This window comes from Stenotrophomonas sp. STEN014 (assembly GCF_056760315.1).
Map to the genome: position 1 here is coordinate 165,209 of NZ_JBRREN010000004.1, position 16,649 is coordinate 181,857.

General features: G+C 64.0%; 16 protein-coding genes and 5 tRNA genes. 17 read left to right on the forward strand and 4 right to left on the reverse strand.

Going from position 1 to position 16,649, the window contains the following annotated elements; genetic code table 11:
• The first annotated feature begins 63 nt into the window (after positions 1–63).
• From kdsB to ACVOMC_RS07460, 9 genes are all read left to right on the forward strand, one after another.
• Positions 64–828 carry a 3-deoxy-manno-octulosonate cytidylyltransferase gene (gene kdsB, locus ACVOMC_RS07420; RefSeq protein WP_481523573.1) on the forward strand — a complete coding sequence of 255 codons (765 nt, stop codon included), beginning with the start codon at positions 64–66 and terminating at the stop codon, positions 826–828.
• A complete protein-coding gene (locus tag ACVOMC_RS07425; RefSeq protein ID WP_481523448.1) occupies positions 825–1,310 on the forward strand; it encodes a low molecular weight protein-tyrosine-phosphatase in 486 nt (161 codons plus the stop codon). The genes kdsB and ACVOMC_RS07425 overlap by 4 nt, the downstream gene beginning before the upstream one ends.
• Positions 1,307–2,722 (forward strand): hypothetical protein, encoded by a 1,416-nt coding sequence (locus ACVOMC_RS07430; protein WP_481523449.1) that lies wholly within the window; start codon positions 1,307–1,309, stop codon positions 2,720–2,722. Before ACVOMC_RS07425 ends, ACVOMC_RS07430 begins: the two co-directional genes overlap by 4 nt.
• Positions 2,719–4,566, forward strand: coding sequence for an excinuclease ABC subunit UvrC (gene uvrC, locus ACVOMC_RS07435; protein WP_054658884.1), 1,848 nt, complete (start codon positions 2,719–2,721; stop codon positions 4,564–4,566). The genes ACVOMC_RS07430 and uvrC overlap by 4 nt, the downstream gene beginning before the upstream one ends.
• Before the next feature lie 7 nt (positions 4,567–4,573).
• Entirely contained in the window at positions 4,574–5,188 is a 615-nt protein-coding gene (gene pgsA / locus ACVOMC_RS07440; RefSeq protein ID WP_054658885.1) for a CDP-diacylglycerol--glycerol-3-phosphate 3-phosphatidyltransferase, read from the forward strand.
• A gap of 48 nt (positions 5,189–5,236) precedes the next feature.
• A tRNA-Gly gene (locus tag ACVOMC_RS07445) sits at positions 5,237–5,312 on the forward strand.
• 27 nt (positions 5,313–5,339) lie between these two features.
• A tRNA-Gly gene (locus ACVOMC_RS07450) sits at positions 5,340–5,415 on the forward strand.
• Between the two features lie 171 nt (positions 5,416–5,586).
• Positions 5,587–5,662: transfer RNA gene (locus tag ACVOMC_RS07455), tRNA-Gly, on the forward strand.
• A 69-nt stretch (positions 5,663–5,731) separates the two neighbouring features.
• Positions 5,732–5,805, forward strand: a tRNA-Cys gene (locus ACVOMC_RS07460).
• Positions 5,806–5,898: 93 nt separating this feature from the next.
• Here ACVOMC_RS07460 and ACVOMC_RS07465 read toward each other — a convergent pair.
• Positions 5,899–6,966 (reverse strand): 4Fe-4S dicluster domain-containing protein, encoded by a 1,068-nt coding sequence (locus ACVOMC_RS07465; protein ID WP_481523450.1) that lies wholly within the window; start codon positions 6,964–6,966, stop codon positions 5,899–5,901.
• Positions 6,963–7,250 (reverse strand): hypothetical protein, encoded by a 288-nt coding sequence (locus ACVOMC_RS07470; RefSeq protein ID WP_481523451.1) that lies wholly within the window; start codon positions 7,248–7,250, stop codon positions 6,963–6,965. Before ACVOMC_RS07470 ends, ACVOMC_RS07465 begins: the two co-directional genes overlap by 4 nt.
• A gap of 174 nt (positions 7,251–7,424) precedes the next feature.
• Between ACVOMC_RS07470 and ACVOMC_RS07475 the strand changes: the two genes are divergently transcribed.
• The 5 genes from ACVOMC_RS07475 (at position 7,425) to ACVOMC_RS07495 (ending at position 12,500) form a co-directional block, all read left to right on the forward strand.
• Positions 7,425–7,808 (forward strand): group III truncated hemoglobin, encoded by a 384-nt coding sequence (locus ACVOMC_RS07475; protein ID WP_481523452.1) that lies wholly within the window; start codon positions 7,425–7,427, stop codon positions 7,806–7,808.
• A gap of 136 nt (positions 7,809–7,944) precedes the next feature.
• Positions 7,945–9,354 (forward strand): oxygen-independent coproporphyrinogen III oxidase, encoded by a 1,410-nt coding sequence (gene hemN, locus ACVOMC_RS07480; protein ID WP_481523453.1) that lies wholly within the window; start codon positions 7,945–7,947, stop codon positions 9,352–9,354.
• A 93-nt stretch (positions 9,355–9,447) separates the two neighbouring features.
• Positions 9,448–9,534 (forward strand) — tRNA-Leu (locus ACVOMC_RS07485).
• 22 nt (positions 9,535–9,556) lie between these two features.
• On the forward strand, positions 9,557–10,846 hold the full coding sequence (locus ACVOMC_RS07490) for a nucleotide sugar dehydrogenase (protein ID WP_481523454.1): 1,290 nt from the start codon (positions 9,557–9,559) through the stop codon (positions 10,844–10,846).
• A gap of 31 nt (positions 10,847–10,877) precedes the next feature.
• A complete protein-coding gene (locus ACVOMC_RS07495; protein WP_054658929.1) occupies positions 10,878–12,500 on the forward strand; it encodes an FMN-binding glutamate synthase family protein in 1,623 nt (540 codons plus the stop codon).
• A gap of 109 nt (positions 12,501–12,609) precedes the next feature.
• On the opposite strand, the gene ACVOMC_RS07500 is transcribed toward ACVOMC_RS07495, so the two are convergent.
• Both ACVOMC_RS07500 and ACVOMC_RS07505 read right to left on the reverse strand, forming a co-directional pair.
• Positions 12,610–13,845 (reverse strand): TIGR03862 family flavoprotein, encoded by a 1,236-nt coding sequence (locus ACVOMC_RS07500; protein ID WP_481523455.1) that lies wholly within the window; start codon positions 13,843–13,845, stop codon positions 12,610–12,612.
• Positions 13,829–14,260 carry an FKBP-type peptidyl-prolyl cis-trans isomerase gene (locus ACVOMC_RS07505; protein WP_481523456.1) on the reverse strand — a complete coding sequence of 144 codons (432 nt, stop codon included), beginning with the start codon at positions 14,258–14,260 and terminating at the stop codon, positions 13,829–13,831. The genes ACVOMC_RS07500 and ACVOMC_RS07505 overlap by 17 nt, the downstream gene beginning before the upstream one ends.
• Before the next feature lie 61 nt (positions 14,261–14,321).
• Here ACVOMC_RS07505 and ACVOMC_RS07510 point away from each other — a divergent pair, with 61 nt between their 5' ends.
• The 3 genes from ACVOMC_RS07510 (at position 14,322) to ACVOMC_RS07520 (ending at position 16,644) form a co-directional block, all read left to right on the forward strand.
• The gene (locus tag ACVOMC_RS07510) at positions 14,322–14,687 is read left to right on the forward strand and encodes a DUF6164 family protein (RefSeq protein ID WP_481523457.1); all 366 of its coding nucleotides are present in this window, start codon (positions 14,322–14,324) and stop codon (positions 14,685–14,687) included.
• Positions 14,688–14,776: 89 nt separating this feature from the next.
• The gene (locus ACVOMC_RS07515) at positions 14,777–15,532 is read left to right on the forward strand and encodes a sulfurtransferase (protein ID WP_054656830.1); all 756 of its coding nucleotides are present in this window, start codon (positions 14,777–14,779) and stop codon (positions 15,530–15,532) included.
• 116 nt (positions 15,533–15,648) lie between these two features.
• Positions 15,649–16,644 carry an LLM class flavin-dependent oxidoreductase gene (locus ACVOMC_RS07520; RefSeq protein ID WP_481523458.1) on the forward strand — a complete coding sequence of 332 codons (996 nt, stop codon included), beginning with the start codon at positions 15,649–15,651 and terminating at the stop codon, positions 16,642–16,644.
• Positions 16,645–16,649: the final 5 nt, after the last annotated feature.

Below are 16,649 nucleotides of genomic sequence, written 5' to 3' on the forward strand. Positions count from 1 at the left end.
GGAGCGGATGGACAGGGCGGAATACAGGCAGCTGTTGCCGGTCAAGGAGTGAATATGGGCTCGATTCCCGATTTCGTTGTCGCCATACCGGCGCGTTTTGCCTCCACGCGCCTGCCCGGCAAGCCGCTGGCGCTGCTGGCCGGCGAGCCGATGGTGTTGCATGTCGCCAAACGTGCGCTGGATGCCGGTGCGCGCGAGGTGTGGGTCGCCACGGATGATGCGCGTATCGCCACCGCGCTCGACGGGCTGGAAGGGATCCGTGTGGCGATGACGGATACCGCGCATGCTTCCGGAACGGACCGTCTGGCCGAATGCGCGCGCCATGCCGGCTGGGACGACGATGTGATCGTGGTGAATCTGCAGGGGGATGAGCCGTTCGCGCCCGCCGCCGGCATCCGTGCAGTTGCCGAGGCAGTGGCGCAAAGTGGCGCCCCCATGTCCACCCTGGCTGCGCCGGTGGAAGATGCTCCCACCTTGTTCGATCCCAATGTGGTGAAGCTGGTCCGCACCGCCGACGGTGACGCCCTGTATTTCAGCCGGGCGCCGATCCCGTGGCATCGCGATGCCTTTGCGCAGTCAAAGGACGTTCTGCCTGCCGGGCAATGGCTCCGCCATATCGGTATCTACGGCTATCGCGCGGGTTTCCTGCGCCAGTTCGCGGCGATGCCGCCGGGCGTGCTGGAGCAGGTCGAATCACTGGAGCAACTGCGAGCACTTGAAGCCGGGTTCCGTATTTCGGTCTCGCTGTCGCCGGCACCGTTTCCGCCGGGTATCGATACCCCCGAAGATCTGGAGAGGGCCGAGGCGATGATGAGGGCAGGCGGGTGAGGCTGCTGGTGGTTTGCCTGGGAAATATCTGCCGTTCACCGATGGGCGAGGGCGCCCTGCGGCGGCGGATCGCCCAATCCCCGTTGGCCGGGAGGGTCGAGCTGGATTCGGCGGGAACCTCCGATTGGCACATCGGCCGCGCACCCGATCCGCGTGCGGTTGCCTGCGCACGCGGACATGGCGTGGATATCGGCGGATTGAAGGCCCGACAGCTGCTGCGCGAGGATTTCGATCGCTTTGACCTGATCCTGTGCGCCGATCAGGGCAACCTGGAAGATGCGCGGGCGCTGGCGCCTGCCGGTGCGGCGCACAAGGCGGTGCTGTGGCTGCCGTGGGCCGGAATGCCCGGGGAAGCCGTGCCAGACCCCTATTACGGCGATGGGCGGGATTTCGAGCACAGCTGGGCGCTGGTGGACGCGGCGGCGCAGGCGACCGTGCGCCGCCTGTCAGCGGCAGCCGACTCCGGCATAATCGGCCCATGAACGTTCAGCTTGCTATGGAGCTTCCCAAGTCCGGCATCTGGCTCAATGCCGCGCCGTCGACCCTGCAGGACTATCGTGGAAGGCCGCTGGTGCTGGCCTTCGTCAATGGTGCCTCGGTGTGGTGTGCGCAACGGCTGGCCGAGATCGCGCAGTGGCAGGCACGCAACCCGGGGCGTATCCAGCTGCTGGTGGTGCAGGTGCCGCGCTTTGATTTCGAGCGCGAACCGCAGCCGGCTTTGAAGCTGTTGCGGCGCCATGGTGTCAGTGCGCCGGTCATCCTGGATGCGCAGTGGGAGACCTGGCGCAGGTTCGGTATCGAAAGCTGGCCCACGCTGGTGCTGATTGATGCGCAGGGGCAGGAGCGCGAGCGCATCGTCGGCGGTGGGGCTGATCTGGAGCGCATGCTCAATGGTCTGTGCGATGGATTGATGCGTCCGTTGGACGGGGATACCAGCGACGGGCGCGAGATCAATGCCGAGCCGATGCTGCCGCTGCGCTTTCCGGCGGGGCTGCTGGCAACGGAGGATCGGCTGTACGTGGCAGACACCGGCCATCACCGCATCCTCGAGTGTGCCCACAGCGGACGTGTGCTGCGCCAGTTCGGCGTTGGTACCGCTGACATGATCAATGGCGCAGCTGCCGAGGCCGCGTTCAACCGTCCGCATGGCATGGCGCTGGTGCGTGACGTGCTCTACGTCGCCGACACCGGCAATCATGCGCTGCGCCGTATCCACCTGCTTTCCGGGCAGGTAGAGACCCTGTGTGGCACCGGGCGTGCCGGCGATCCGGTGGAAGGCATCCTCGCCCAGCCCTGGGACAGTCCACTGAACCATCCGATGGATGTGGCCGTTGCAGACAACCAGTTGCATATCGCCATGGCCGGTGACAACCACATCTGGAGTTATGACCTCGGCAGTCGCGCACTTCGCTGGCGGGCCGGTGCCGGTTCTGCGGAAGTCCGTGATGGCAGCGGCCATCTGGCCGCATTCGCGCAGCCATGCGGACTGGTAGCCGTGCAGCAGGTCATGTACGTCTGTGACGCGCTGGGCTCGGCGATCCGCTCGGTACAGTTGCGTGGCGATCTGGTGCAAACCTTGATCGGCAAAGGCGTCTGGGAGTTTGGCAGCGAGGATGGCGTTCGCGCGCAGGCACAGCTGCAGTATCCCCAAGGCTTGGCGATGGGGGTTGATTCCCCGCTGCTGTGGATTGCCGATGCCGGCAACGGCACCCTGCGGACTCTGCGGTTGGGCGGGGGGGTTCTTTCCACGGTCAACCTTCCCCGACGATTGCATGGCCCGTGCGCGCTGGCGGTCGCCGCCGGCGTGGTCTGGATTGCTGAAACCGATGCGCACGCGATTTTGCGATTCGACCCGGTCAGCGGTGAATTGAGTGACGTGCCGATAGACGGATGAGTGGCAAGAGTTCCAGTGAATTTGACGGCAAGGCCTTCGCGGCGGGATTGAGTACGGCGCCCGGGGTTTATCGCATGTATGCGGCCGACGATACCTTGCTGTATGTCGGCAAGGCCGGTGCGTTGCGCAAGCGGGTGGGCAGCTATTTCAACGGTTCGCCCAAAAGCCGGCGGATCATGATGATGCTGTCACAGGTGGCGCGGATGGATGTCACCGTCACGCGTACCGAGGCGGAGGCGTTGCTGCTCGAGAACCAGCTGATCAAGTCGCTGGCGCCGCGCTACAACGTGTCCCTGCGCGATGACAAGACCTATCCCCAGGTGCTGCTCACGCGGGAAGCTTGGCCGCGTATCGCGCTGCACCGCGGGCCGCGCGCGGTTCCGGGCAGGTACTTCGGCCCCTATCCGGGCGTAGGCGCGGTGCGTGAAACCTTGAATCTGATGCACAAGCTGTTCCGCTTGCGCAGCTGCGAGGACAGCGTCTTCCGCAACCGTTCGCGTCCGTGCCTGCAGTATCAGATCGGACGCTGCAGTGCGCCGTGTGTGGAGCTGGTGGCGCCGCAGGAATATGCCGAATCCGTTCACCGGGCCGCGCTGTTCCTGGAAGGAAAGAGCGACCTGCTCGCGCAGGAACTTGGCCAGCAGATGCAGGAAGCCAGTGATGCCCTGGAGTTCGAGCGTGCCGCGCGTCTGCGCGATCTGATCACCTCCCTGCGCAGCATGCAGAATCGCCAGTACGTCGATGGACGGGCCGCGGATCTGGATGTGCTGGCATGTGCCATGCAGGGAGCCAGTGCATGCGTGATGCTGCTGTCCTTCCGCGATGGCCGCAATCTGGGGACACGTGCATTTTTTCCGCGGACCAATGGCGAAGACAGTGCTGAAGAAGTGCTGGCGGCGTTTGTTTCGCAGTACTACGGTGAGCATGCGCCGCCAGCGGAGATTCTCCTGGATCGCGAGATCCCGGATGTGGACGTGATCGAGCTTGCCCTGAGCGAGGCTGCCGAGCACAAGGTCGCGTTGAAGTGGAATGTGCGCGGTGAGCGCGCCGGTTACGTTGAACTGGCCAGTCGCAACGCGCAGATCACACTGGTGAGCGAGCTCGACAGTCGTGGCGCGCAGCAGGCGCGCAGCGACGCATTGCGTGACCTGCTTGGCCTGGCCGAGCCGGTCAAGCGCGTGGAATGTTTCGACATCAGTCACACCATGGGCGAGGCGACCGTCGCCTCCTGCGTGGTGTTCGATGCGGCAGGGCCGGTCCGGGCGCAGTACCGGCGTTTCAATATCAGCGGGATCGAGCCGGGCGACGACTACGCAGCCATGCATCAGGCCATCGAGCGTAGATTCCGTCGCGCGGTCGAGGAGGGAGGGGCGCTGCCGGATATCCTGTTGATCGACGGTGGCGCCGGACAGCTTGCGCAAGCCGCTGCTGCCTTGGCTGATCTCGGAGTTGAAGGGGTGATGCTGGTGGGTGTCGCCAAGGGCGTTGAACGCCGCGCGGGCGACGAGACGCTGGTGTTGCCCGACGGGCGTGAGCTCCGTCCCGGGGCGGCTTCACCCGCGCTCCAGTTCATCCAGCAGGTTCGTGACGAAGCGCACCGGTTTGCGATCACCGGACACCGCGGTCGCAGGCAGAAGGCGCGTATGACCAGCAAACTGGAAGATATTCCGGGCATTGGTCCTCGCCGCAGAGCCAGCTTGCTGAAACATTTTGGTGGCCTGGCTGGGCTCAAGGCTGCCGGCGAGGCGGAGATCGCGCGCGTGGACGGCATCAACGCAGCCCTCGCGGCGCGGATCTACGCTAACCTTCATGGACTGTCGATTCCGGATGCGGCAGCGGAGTAGCGTTTTAATGAATTTGACTGTCCCCACCTGGCTGACGTTGCTGCGGATCCTGATGATCCCGGTGCTGGTGCTGGTTTTCTACCTGCCCTATGCCTGGACCAACTTCGCCTCCGCAGCGATTTTCGGTCTGGCGGCGATCACCGACTGGCTTGATGGCTGGGTGGCGCGTCGCTACCAGATGCATTCGGCCTTTGGTGCCTTTCTGGATCCGGTTGCAGACAAGCTGATGGTGGCAGTGGCGCTGTTCCTGATTGTGCAGGGACATCCCACCCCATGGATGGCGTTCTGGGCGGCGGTGATCGTCGGACGTGAGATCGCAGTGTCGGCGCTGCGCGAATGGATGGCTGAGATCGGCCAGCGCGCCAAGGTGCGTGTGGCGATGATCGGCAAGGTCAAAACCACCGCGCAGATGGTCGCGCTGCTGTGTCTGTTGTATTCGGTTTCACCCAATACTCCAGCCGCTGACATCTGGATGGGAGTGCCGGTTTTCCATATGGGCGACTGGATGCTGGCGATCGCCGCACTGCTGACCTTGATCTCCGGTGCGCAATATCTGATGGCGGCGTGGCCGAGCCTGCGCGAAGAGGAAAAAGCCGCGCGGCAGAAGATCAAAAAAAGTTGAAGGGGCTGTTGACAGGTGGGTGAATGCCTGTAGAATTTCGCCTCCCAAGCGGGAATAGCTCAGTTGGTAGAGCGCAACCTTGCCAAGGTTGAGGTCGCGAGTTCGAGTCTCGTTTCCCGCTCCAGTTTGGGTATGAATTGGATCCCGCCAAGCGGGAATAGCTCAGTTGGTAGAGCGCAACCTTGCCAAGGTTGAGGTCGCGAGTTCGAGTCTCGTTTCCCGCTCCAGTTCATGGTGAAGCCGCTGCTGTAAAGGCGGTTTCATCCGGGAAATCCACGCCGGCAACGACATGGGTTTTTCATGAGGCACGTTGAAAACACGCTCCTCGAGATGTGAAGAAATTTGTTAAAAGTGCTGGCGCATTGTTTCGGAAGACTGTAGAATGCGCTGCATCAAATGCGGGAATAGCTCAGTTGGTAGAGCGCAACCTTGCCAAGGTTGAGGTCGCGAGTTCGAGTCTCGTTTCCCGCTCCAAATTCGGAAAAAGCCCCGTAAAAGGGGTTTTTTCATATCGGGAATGAATCCCCCGGCGTTTCAGATTTTGGCCTGGTAGCAGAGTGGTTATGCAGCGGATTGCAAATCCGCGTACGCCGGTTCGATTCCGACCCAGGCCTCCAATTGAAAAATGCAAAATTTTGGCCCGCGCAAGCGGGCCTTTTGTTTTGCATGATTTTTGAAGCGGGTTTGTAGTTCCTGGCGTGAAGCCTGCCTCAAGTCAAGGTGCTGGCGGTGAGGACTGCCGCCGCGAAGCAGATCAGCATTGCGCCGGCAAAAACCAGCGGCTTGATGCGCAATGTTTTTTTTTCATCTGTCTGGCCCGCTGCGATATGGGTTCGGCGTATCAGGCCTGCGGGGAATCGGTGTCGGGCCATGATGCTGTCGCAGGCATCGACGCAGGCAGCGCATTCAATGCAGTTGCTGGAGTGTCCGGTCCGGATATCCAGGCCGATCGGACAGGCGCCGACGCACGCACCGCAGTCGATGCAATCTCCCAGGTGCGCCGGAGCGAACTTGGGCAGGGCACCGGCGATTTCCGGATGGGCGGCGCGAAAGGCGTAGTCACGCGCAGTCTCGGGATCCAACAGGCCTCTGGGGCGATTCAGGACGCTTTCACTGTGGCCACTGCGCGTACCGCGGGGCTCGCCGCGTGCGGCGTCGTATTGGATGGATGGCGTGCGGCTGTCGGTGATCAGGTGTTGCACGCGGTTGTAGGGGCATAGATACGTGCATACCTGCTCATGCAGGTACAGCACATTGGCCCAGGTGGCCAGCGCATAGAAGCTGATCCAGAAAATCTCCCAGCCGTTGAGGGAGAAACCCGCCAGGTTGCGAGCCAGATCCGCGATCGGCGTGAAGTAGCCGACGAAGGTGACGCCGGTCCACAGTGCGATGCCTGCCCAGGTGGCGTGGCGGATCGCCACTCCCAATGAGGTGTAGGGGGCGGGCAGTGTTGTCCGTCGGGCCAAGTTGCGGAACAGGCGGGTCAGCACACTTTGCGGGCAGGTATAGCCACACCAGATGCGGCCATACAGGTTTGTCACCAGGAAAAGTGCGGCGATCAGTGCCAAGGCGATCCAGAGCAGCAGGACGGATTGCTCCGGTTGCATGGACAGGCCGAAGGCATGGAACTGGCGAGTGCCGATATCAAGCAGAAATCCCGGCTTGCCGTTCCAGGTCAGCCAGGGTGTCGCGTAGAAGGCGCCGAGCATGATCGCCATCGTGGCGGCCCGGGGGCCGCTGCGGCCGGTCAAAGGCAAGGCCGGACCGGCGCCTGTCATTCAAAGATCTCCGGGTCTTCGCGGTATGGGCGCAGTAGCAAGGCGGTGACGCTGCAGGCGCACAGCGTGCCCAGCCAGAACGCGAAGAAGCCCAGCGAATAGCCCAGTTCGCGACTGATGGAGAGCGCGGGAAAGCTGATCCGCTGCAGTTCAACCGGATCCACGCGTGCGAACAGCACCGCCGACATCGCTGCGGCGGTGAAGAAGCTGGGCCACAGTACGGCGCCGAGCAGTTGGAGCAGCGGTCGTGGTTCGGTCGGTGCGGGCTTGTCGGGAGCGGTCATCGCGGAGTCCAGGTAGGCCGTATTGAGAGAGCACGACGCCGGGTTGCACGCATGGCAATGCCTGAATGCACGCGGGGCGCCAATGTGCAAGGCTAGGTGGCGCCCGTCGTGTGGTCCTTGATCCTGATCAAGTGGATACCATCGGAGGGCGGTTGTAGGGAAAGGAGAACGGCGGTGAGGCCTGAAGTGAATGTGTGCACTGAACAGGAGGTGGAAGCGCTGGTGCGGCGCTTCTATGCACGCGTGCGCGAAGACGAGCTGCTTGGCCCGATTTTCGAGGCGCGGGTACATGACTGGGAGTCGCACCTGCTGTTGCTGATCGATTTCTGGTCGACGATGTTGCGCGGCACATCCCGCTTCAGCGGGGCGCCGATGCCCAAGCATCTGGCGATACCGGGGCTGCAGTGGTCGATGTTCCAGCGTTGGCTGGAGCTGTTCGGGCAGACCACCGCGGAGCTTGGCAACCCGCAGATGAAGCAGCTGGCAGATGCCGCGGCGCAACGGGTTGCCACTGCCATCTGGCGCCGCTACAGCGCACCGGCCTTCCCGGTTCTTTGAATCAGGCGTACATGACACATCCGGACGGCGGTTGACCGCACCACTGGCTGAATGGATGGGCGCGCCTTTTTGACGCGGGCGGGCACGATTGATCCAGCTCAAGGCAGCGATGGCGGGACTGGGGCACGCTGGCTCCATGGACATGCAACCTGTACCGCTGAACCCGCTGGGCTGGACGTTTGATCCGGAGCTGCTGCGCCGCCATGACCGCCCGGGGCCGCGCTATACCTCGTATCCCACCGCGCCACATTTCCATGACGGTTACGGCGAGGCGCAGTTCCGCGCGGCGATTGCGCGTAGCAATGCGTCCGGGCGGCAGTTGTCGCTGTATGTGCATGTTCCTTACTGCACCAGCCCCTGCTTCTACTGCGGCTGCAACCGGGTCATCAGCCGTGACCGGAGCAAGGGGGAGGCGTATGTCGAGCGGGTGCTGCTGGAAGCCGATCGCGTCGCGCCATTGTTCGCGCCTGGGCGCGATGTCATCCAGCTGCACCTGGGCGGCGGCACGCCCAATTTCCTGGAGCCTGCGCAGCTGGAGCGGCTGATCGACGGATTGGGACAGCGCTTTGACTTCAGTACCCGCGCCGCGCGGGATTTCTCCATCGAGCTGGACCCGCGCTCGGTCAGTGTCGACGACATCGGGCGCCTGGTCCGGTTGGGTTTCAACCGCGCCAGTCTTGGCGTGCAGGACTTCGATCCGGCGGTGCAGCAGGCGATCAATCGCGAACAGGGTGTGGCCGAGACATTGGCGATCATCGATGCCTGTCGCGCATCGGGCATGCGCTCGGTGAATGTGGATCTGATCTACGGCTTGCCGCGACAGACCCTGGAGGGCTTCGGCCGCACGCTGGACACCGTGCTGCAGGCAAGGCCGGACCGGCTGGCGATCTATGGCTACGCGCATCTGCCGCACATGTTCAAGGCTCAACGGCAGATCGCCGATGGCGACCTGCCGGGGCCCGAGCAGAAGCTGGCCTTGCTGGGACTTGCAGTGGAGCGGCTGTCGGCGGCGGGCTACCAGTACATCGGCATGGATCACTTCGCATTGCCCGAAGAAGATCTTTCACGGGCGCAGCGCGAAGGTTCGCTGCATCGCAACTTCATGGGTTATACCACCCATGCCGACACCGATCTGATCGGATTGGGCGTCAGCGCGATCAGTCGCATCGATACCGGCTACAGCCAGAATCCCCGGGAATTGAAAGACTGGGAGGCGCGTATCGATGCCGGGGCGCTGCCTGTATGGCGTGGCCTGGAGCTCGATCAGGACGATCTGCTGCGGGCGGAGCTGATCCAGCAGCTGATGTGTCATGGCCGGGTGGACGGGCGCGGCGTCGCCGCATCCCACGGCGTCGATTTCGACCGCGAATTTGCCGCGGAAATCGAATCACTGCGGCAGCTGGTCGATGACGGATTGGCCCATATCGAGGACGGCGTGGTTTCGGCGACCCGGCCGGGAAGGCCGTTGCTGCGGCTGATCGCCATGTGCTTTGACCGCTATTTGAAAGCTCCGCAGCAGCCGGCCCGGTACTCCAGAGCGATCTGACCACAGCCGGTGTGCGCTCTGTGGTCCGGAAACGGGCAGGCCGGCACGCCATGCAATTCACAATTGCCGCGTGATCAGGCACGCTATCGCGATGCCCGGATGGCGAAATTGGTAGACGCATCGGACTTAAAATCCGCCGGCCGCGAGGCCATGCCGGTTCGATTCCGGCTCCGGGCACCACCACCTGACAATCGAGAATGGCATGAGCGACGGTATAGCCGCAGCGGCGGCCCCCCGGGTCGCCATCATCGGGCTGGGTTATGTGGGTCTTCCTCTGGCCGTTGAGTTCGGGAAGACGCTCGACACGCTGGGCTACGACATCGACCCGCAGCGCGTCCAGGAGCTTCAGGCCGGGCACGACCACACGCTTGAGACCGACGATGCGGAACTGGCAGCGGCGCTGCATGTGCGCTTTACCGGCGATACCGCAGGGCTGCGCGACCGCAACGTCTTCATCGTCACGGTGCCCACGCCTATCGACGCCTTTGAACAGCCGGATCTGGCGCCGTTGCGCTCGGCCAGCGAGCTCATCGCCGCTCATCTGAAGCCGGGCGATCTGGTGATCTACGAATCCACGGTCTATCCCGGTACCACCGAAGAGGTGTGCGTGCCGTTGCTTGAGCAGGGCTCGGGACTGCGCTTCAACGTGGATTTTTTTTGCGGCTACAGCCCCGAGCGGATCAATCCGGGCGACCGGCAACGGCGTTTGCCGGATATCCGGAAGATCACGTCAGGCTCCACGCCGCACGCGGCGCAGGTGGTCGATGCGCTGTACCGCCGCATCATCCGTGCGGGGACCTGGCCGGCACCTTCGATGAAGGTCGCAGAAGCGGCCAAGGTGATCGAGAACATCCAGCGCGATGTGAACATCGCCCTGGTCAACGAGCTGGCCCTGATCTTTGACCGGTTGGGCATCGATACGCTTGATGTGCTCGAGGCGGCGGGAACCAAGTGGAACTTCCTGCCGTTCCGACCGGGGATGGTCGGAGGGCACTGCATCGGCGTGGATCCGTACTACCTGCTGCACAAGTCCGAGAGCGTGGGTTACCACCCGGATCTGATCCATACCGCGCGACAGGTGAACAATCGCGTCGTCGCGCATGTGGTCACACGGGTGCGCACGTTGCTGGAGCAGAAAGAAAAATCACTGCAGGGCGCCAGGGTGCTGGTGCTCGGTGTCACCTTCAAGGAGGACTGCCCGGATCTGCGCAACAGCCGTGCGCTGGACCTGGTGCAGATGCTGTCTGCCGCGGGCGCACTGGTGCATGCGCACGATCCATGGGCCGATGCGACCAGCGCACAACGTGCTGCAGAGGTGGTGCTGATCGAATCCCCGCAGCCGGGAAAATACGATGCAATCGTGCTGGCGGTGGCGCACCGTCAGTTTCGTGAGTACAGCGCGGAAAAAATCCGTGCGCTGGGTGTACAGGACATGATCGTCTACGACATCAAATCCGCCTGGCCGCGGGACGTTGTCGACGACCGGCTGTAGAATCCGCGCCATCTCTGATCCGAGGACGGTAATGCATCGTTATCTTGTCTATGTGCTGGCATTGATTCTGCTGCCAGTTTCTTTGGCATTGGCTTCGCATTGGCCAGCGTGGTACTGGGGCGTGGGCCTGTTCGGTGTGGCCGCGCTGCTGGGTACCTGGGACGTGTTGCAACGTCGAAGCGTGTTGCGACGCAACTATCCGGTGCTGGCGCATTTCCGTTATGGCTTCGAGTCCATCGGCCCGGAAATCCGCCAGTACTTCGTGCAGAGCGATCTTGATGATGTTCCGTTCTCGCGGCAGCAGCGCCAGTTGATCTATGCGCGTTCGCGCAACGAAATGGACGTGGTGCCATTTGGTACCCTGCGCAGCGCCTATGCGGTGGACTACGAATGGATCAACCATTCCATGGCGCCGACCACCATCCCGCATCACGATTTCCGCGTGACCATCGGTGCCGAGTGCGCAAAGCCCTATTCGGCCAGCGTGTTCAACATCTCGGCCATGAGCTTTGGCTCGCTCTCGGCCAATGCCATCCGCGCGTTGAACAAGGGCGCCAAGCTGGGCGGCTTCTGCCATGACACCGGTGAAGGCTCCATTTCGCCCTATCACCGTGAGAATGGCGGTGACCTGGTCTGGGAAATCGGTTCGGGCTACTTCGGCTGCCGCGACGAGAACGGGCGCTTCAGCGAAGAGCGCTTTGTCGAGAACGCGCGCGACGATCAGGTCAAGATGATCGAAATCAAGCTCTCGCAGGGCGCCAAGCCAGGCCACGGTGGCGTGCTGCCAGCGGCCAAGGTCAGTGCGGAGATTTCCCTCACCCGCGGCGTGCCGATGGGCGTGGATTGCGTCTCGCCGTCCAAGCACTCGGCGTTCTCCACGCCGGTGGAGCTGCTGCAGTTCGTTGCGCGTCTGCGTGAGTTGTCCGGTGGCAAACCGGTCGGCTTCAAGCTGGCGATCGGCCATCCCTGGGAATGGTTCGGTATCGCCAAGGCCATGCACGAAACCGGTTTGCTGCCCGATTACATCGTCGTTGATGGTGCTGAAGGCGGGACAGGCGCCTCGCCTGCGGAATTCATCGATCACGTTGGCGTGCCGATGAATGAAGCGCTGATCCTGGTACACAACACGCTGATCGGTCTGAATCTGCGCGAGCGCATCCGCCTGGGTGCGGCGGGCAAGGTGACCAGTGCATTTGATATCGCACGCACCATCGCGCTGGGCGCGGACTGGTGCAATGCCGGCCGTGGCTTCATGTTTGCGTTGGGCTGCATCCAGGCGCTGAGCTGCCACAACGACAAGTGCCCGACCGGGATCGCTACCCAGGACCCGAGTCGCTGGCGTCACCTGGAGCCGGAAGACAAGGGCCAGCGTGTGCGCAACTACCACGCCAATACGATGCGCGCGTTGCGTGACCTGTTGGGCGCTGCCGGCCTGAACGATCCTTCCGAACTGGGACCGGAACATATCCTGCGGCGTGTTTCGCCGGTGGAGATCCGTTCGCTGGCTTCGCTGTATCGTTATCTGGGACCGGGCGAGCTGCTTGACCGGGTGCCCGAGCACGTCGTGTTCCGCGAGTACTGGGCGGATGCGCGCAGCGATTCGTTCGCACCGCCGGCACGCATTTCGGGGCTGCGCGGCAGCAAGCTGCAGTGATCTGCGCCGGTGCGGAGACGGTCGCACCGGCATCGCAAATGAAAACACCGCCCTTGCTCGACAGGGGCGGTGTTTTTTTACAGGTCGCGGTTGTCGCGCCGCGGTGTAATCAGCGCGCCAGCCACTGGATCACCCCTTCGGCGGCGCGCTGGGCGCTGGCGTAGCAGGCGGTAAGCAGGTAGCCGCCGGTTGGCGCTTCCCAGTCCAGCATTTCGCCGGCGCAGAACACACCTGGCACGGCATCCAGCATCAGGCCTTCGTTCATCGCCTCGATGCGCACACCGCCGGCGGTACTGATGGCTTCGGCCATCGGGCGCGGCCGTTGCAGCGTCAGTGGCAACCGTTTGAGGGTGTGCGCAACGGCATCCAGATCACTGCCGGCGTCTTTGCCCAGTACCTCGAACAGCAGCGCGGCTTTGGGCGCGTCCAGACCGGCGGCGCGGCGCAGGTGTTCGCCGAAGCTGCGGCCCTTGCGCGGCCGTCCCAGGTCGGCGCGCAGGCGGTCCAGCTCGCGGCCTGGTACCAGATCCAGCTGCAGCTGTGCGCTGCCGTTGCGATGGAGGGTTTCGCGCAGGTCCGCCGCCAGTGCATAGATCAGGCTGCCCTCAAGGCCGTATTCGCTGGCGACGCATTCGCCCTGCAGGTGCTGCGCATGGCCTTGCAGATCGATCCAGTGTGCGATCACCGGTTTGAGCGGGCTGCCGGCGTGGCGCTGCCGGAAATGTTCGGACCAGGCCACGTCGAAGCCACAGTTGGCCGGCTGCAGCGGTGTGATATCCACGCCACGACCCGACAGAATTTCCGTCCAGCGACCATCGGAGCCGAGCTGCGGCCAGCTGCCACCGCCGAGGGCGAGCACGGTGGCATCGCTGTGCATATCGACCGTGCCATTGCCGGTCTCGAAGCGCAGCGTCCCGTCCTCATTCCAGCCGGACCAGCGGTGCTGCACGTGGAAGCGCACGCCTTGCTCTTTCAGACGGCGTACCCAGCCGCGCAGCAGGGGCGCGGCTTTGCGGTCAACCGGGAACACGCGTCCGGAACTGCCGACATAGGTGTCCACGCCCAGGCCTTGCGCCCAGTGGCGCAGCGCTTCTGCATCAAAACCGTCGAGCCAGCGGGCGACGACATCCTGGCGTTCGCGATAGCGGTTGTCGAACTGTGGCCGCGGTTCGGAATGGGTCAGGTTGAGCCCGCCTTTGCCGGCGATCAGGAATTTGCGTCCCGGCGAACCTTTGGCCTCGTACAGGTGCACCTCCAGCCCGGCCGCGCACAAGCGTTCGGCGGCGAACAGGCCGGCAGGGCCGCCGCCGATGACGGCGACGGTGTGTTTAGCGGGGCTGGACATCAAGCAATTCAACATCGAAAACCAGGGAGGAGCCGGCCGGGATCGGTCCGGTGCGGCGATTGCCGTAGCCGTATTCGGCCGGAATCATCAAGGTGCGCTTGCCGCCGACCTTCATGCCGGCAAAGCCTTCATCCCAGCCACGGATGACCTGCTTTTCACCGAGGTTGAAGGTGAAGGGCTCGCCACGGTCGAGCGAGCTGTCGAATTTTTCACCGTGCTTGTCAGCGGCGCGCCCGTCATACAGCCAGCCGGTGTAGTGCACGGTGACTTTGGTGCCGGGAACGGCTTCAGCGCCGGTGCCCGGCTGGGTGTCGATGCGCTCGAAAGTGGCGATGGTGCCTCCGGGCGGAGGTCCCGGCGGGGTGCACCCGGCCGCGAGCAGGGACAGCAGAGTCGGGATGAATAGACGGCGCACGGCGACCTCCGGCAGACAGGGCGTGCAAGGGTAGCGCATCGTCGCCGGGTATCATGGTGCCATGGCTAAACTGCTGCTCAATCTACGCAATGTCGGTGAAGACGAAAGTCGCGAGGTCGGCGAGCTGCTCGACCGCAACGCGATCGCCTGGTATCGCACCGAACCCAGTCCCTGGGGCATCTCGCACGGCGGGATCTGGTTGCGTGACAACGACGACCATCCGCGCGCCAAGGCGTTGATGGCGATCTATCAGGCCGAGCGCGGCCAGCGTGTCCGTGCCGAACGCGAGGCGGCTTTGCGTGATGGCAGTGCCGAGACCTTCGGCTCGCTGTTGCGGCAGCGCCCGCTGTATGTGGTGGTGGTGTTGCTGGGCATGGTCGCGGCTGCGGCGCTGGTGCTGCTGCCCTTCATGCTGTTGCGCGGCTGAGCCGGCTTTCCACCGTCTCCATTTTTCCCACTGTTCCGCCGATGGGCCTTTTCCCGGGCTCTGGCAACCGACCGTTCTAGAATATGTCCATGATCGTCAATACCGCCGCCTACCATTTCGTCCCGCTTCCCGATGCCGACACGCTGGCGGCAACGCTGCTCGAGTGCGCCCAGACCCAGGAGCTGCGCGGCACCATCCTGGTTGCCGAGGAGGGCATCAACCTGTTCCTGGCCGGCAGCCGTGACGGTATCGATGCGTTCTACGCGCAGCTGAAAACCGATGCGCGCTTTGCCGCTATGCGTGTCAAGTACAGCTACAGCCAGATGCAGCCGTTCGCCCGGCTCAAGGCCAAGGTCAAATCCGAAATCATCAGCTTCCGCCGCGACGACGGCCAGCCGCTGGACTATCCGCGTGCGCCCAGCGTGGCCCCGGCCACGGTGCAGCGCTGGTTGCGGCAGGGCCATGACGATGCCGGCAAGCGCGTGGTGATGCTCGATACCCGCAATGTCCAGGAGTTCGCGCACGGCACCTTTGCCGGTGCCCTGACCCTGCCGATCGACAAGTTCACCGATCTGCCGGCCGCACTCGAGCCGCACCGCGAGGGCCTGGCCGATGCCACCGTGGTCAGTTTCTGCACCGGCGGTATCCGCTGCGAGAAGGCCGCGCTGTGGATGCGCAACGACGGCATGGACAATGTGCTGCAGCTGGAAGGCGGCATTCTGGGCTATTTCGAGGAAGTGGGCGGGGAGGGCTACGACGGCCGCTGCTTCGTATTCGACGAGCGCGTGGCACTGGATCCGCAGTTGCAGCCGCTGGTCGACCGCGAGGCTGAACAGGCCGCCTGATGAGGGTGTCCGGATGTCGTGCCCGGAAAGCAGTGTTGTGGCGGTGAGGTGTCGGGGCAGCTGGCAATGCAGTGTCATCGGCCCCAACTGGAGGTGGTCCCCAATGGAAACTCCCGATGATTCCTCTGTCGATTCTCGATCTGGCACCGGTATGTGAAGGCGCCACGCCGCAGCAGGCCTTCGGCAACATGCTGGATCTGGCCCAGCACGCCGAGCGTTGGGGTTACCGGCGCTACTGGCTGGCCGAGCACCACAACATGCCGGGTATCGCCAGCGCGGCGACTTCGGTGTTGATCGGGCATGTGGCCGGCGGGACCTCCACCATCCGTGTGGGCGCCGGCGGGATCATGCTGCCCAACCACTCGCCGCTGCAGGTGGCCGAGCAGTTCGGCACGCTGGCCTCGCTGTACCCGGGGCGCATCGATCTGGGGCTGGGGCGTGCGCCCGGCACCGATCACGCCACGGCGCGCGCGCTGCGCCGCTATTTCGACAGTGCCGACCAGTTTCCGCAGGATGTTGCCGAGCTGCTCCATTATTTCGAGCCGGCGCAGCGCGGCCAGTCCGTGCAGGCGGTGCCGGGAGCGGGGGTCGAAGTGCCGGTTTGGTTGCTGGGATCCAGCCTGTTCAGTGCACGCCTGGCGGCGGCGATGGGGTTGCCGTTCGCGTTCGCCTCGCACTTCGCGCCCGATGCGATGGATGAGGCGCTGGCGCTGTACCGGCGCGATTTCCGGGCTTCCGCGCGGCTGGCTGCTCCCTACGCCATCCTGGCGCTGAACGTGGTGGCCAGTGACTCCGAGGCCGAGTCGCGGCGCCTGTTCACCACCCAGCAGCAGAGCTTCGTGAATCTGCGTCGCGGCCAGCCCGGACAGATCCCGCCGCCGGTGGCCGATATCGAATCCTTCTGGGCGCCGCAGGAGAAGGCCGGCGTCGAGCGCGCTCTGGCTTGCACGGTGCTGGGCGATCCTGCGCAGGTTGCCGAAGGCCTGGCGGACTTTGCCGGGCGGCATCGCCCGGACGAGCTGCTGATCACCGCCAACATCTTTGACCATCAGGCCCGCTTGCGCTCCTTCGAGCTGGCCATGCAGGCCTGGCAGGCGCAACAAGCGCGTTGACCGGG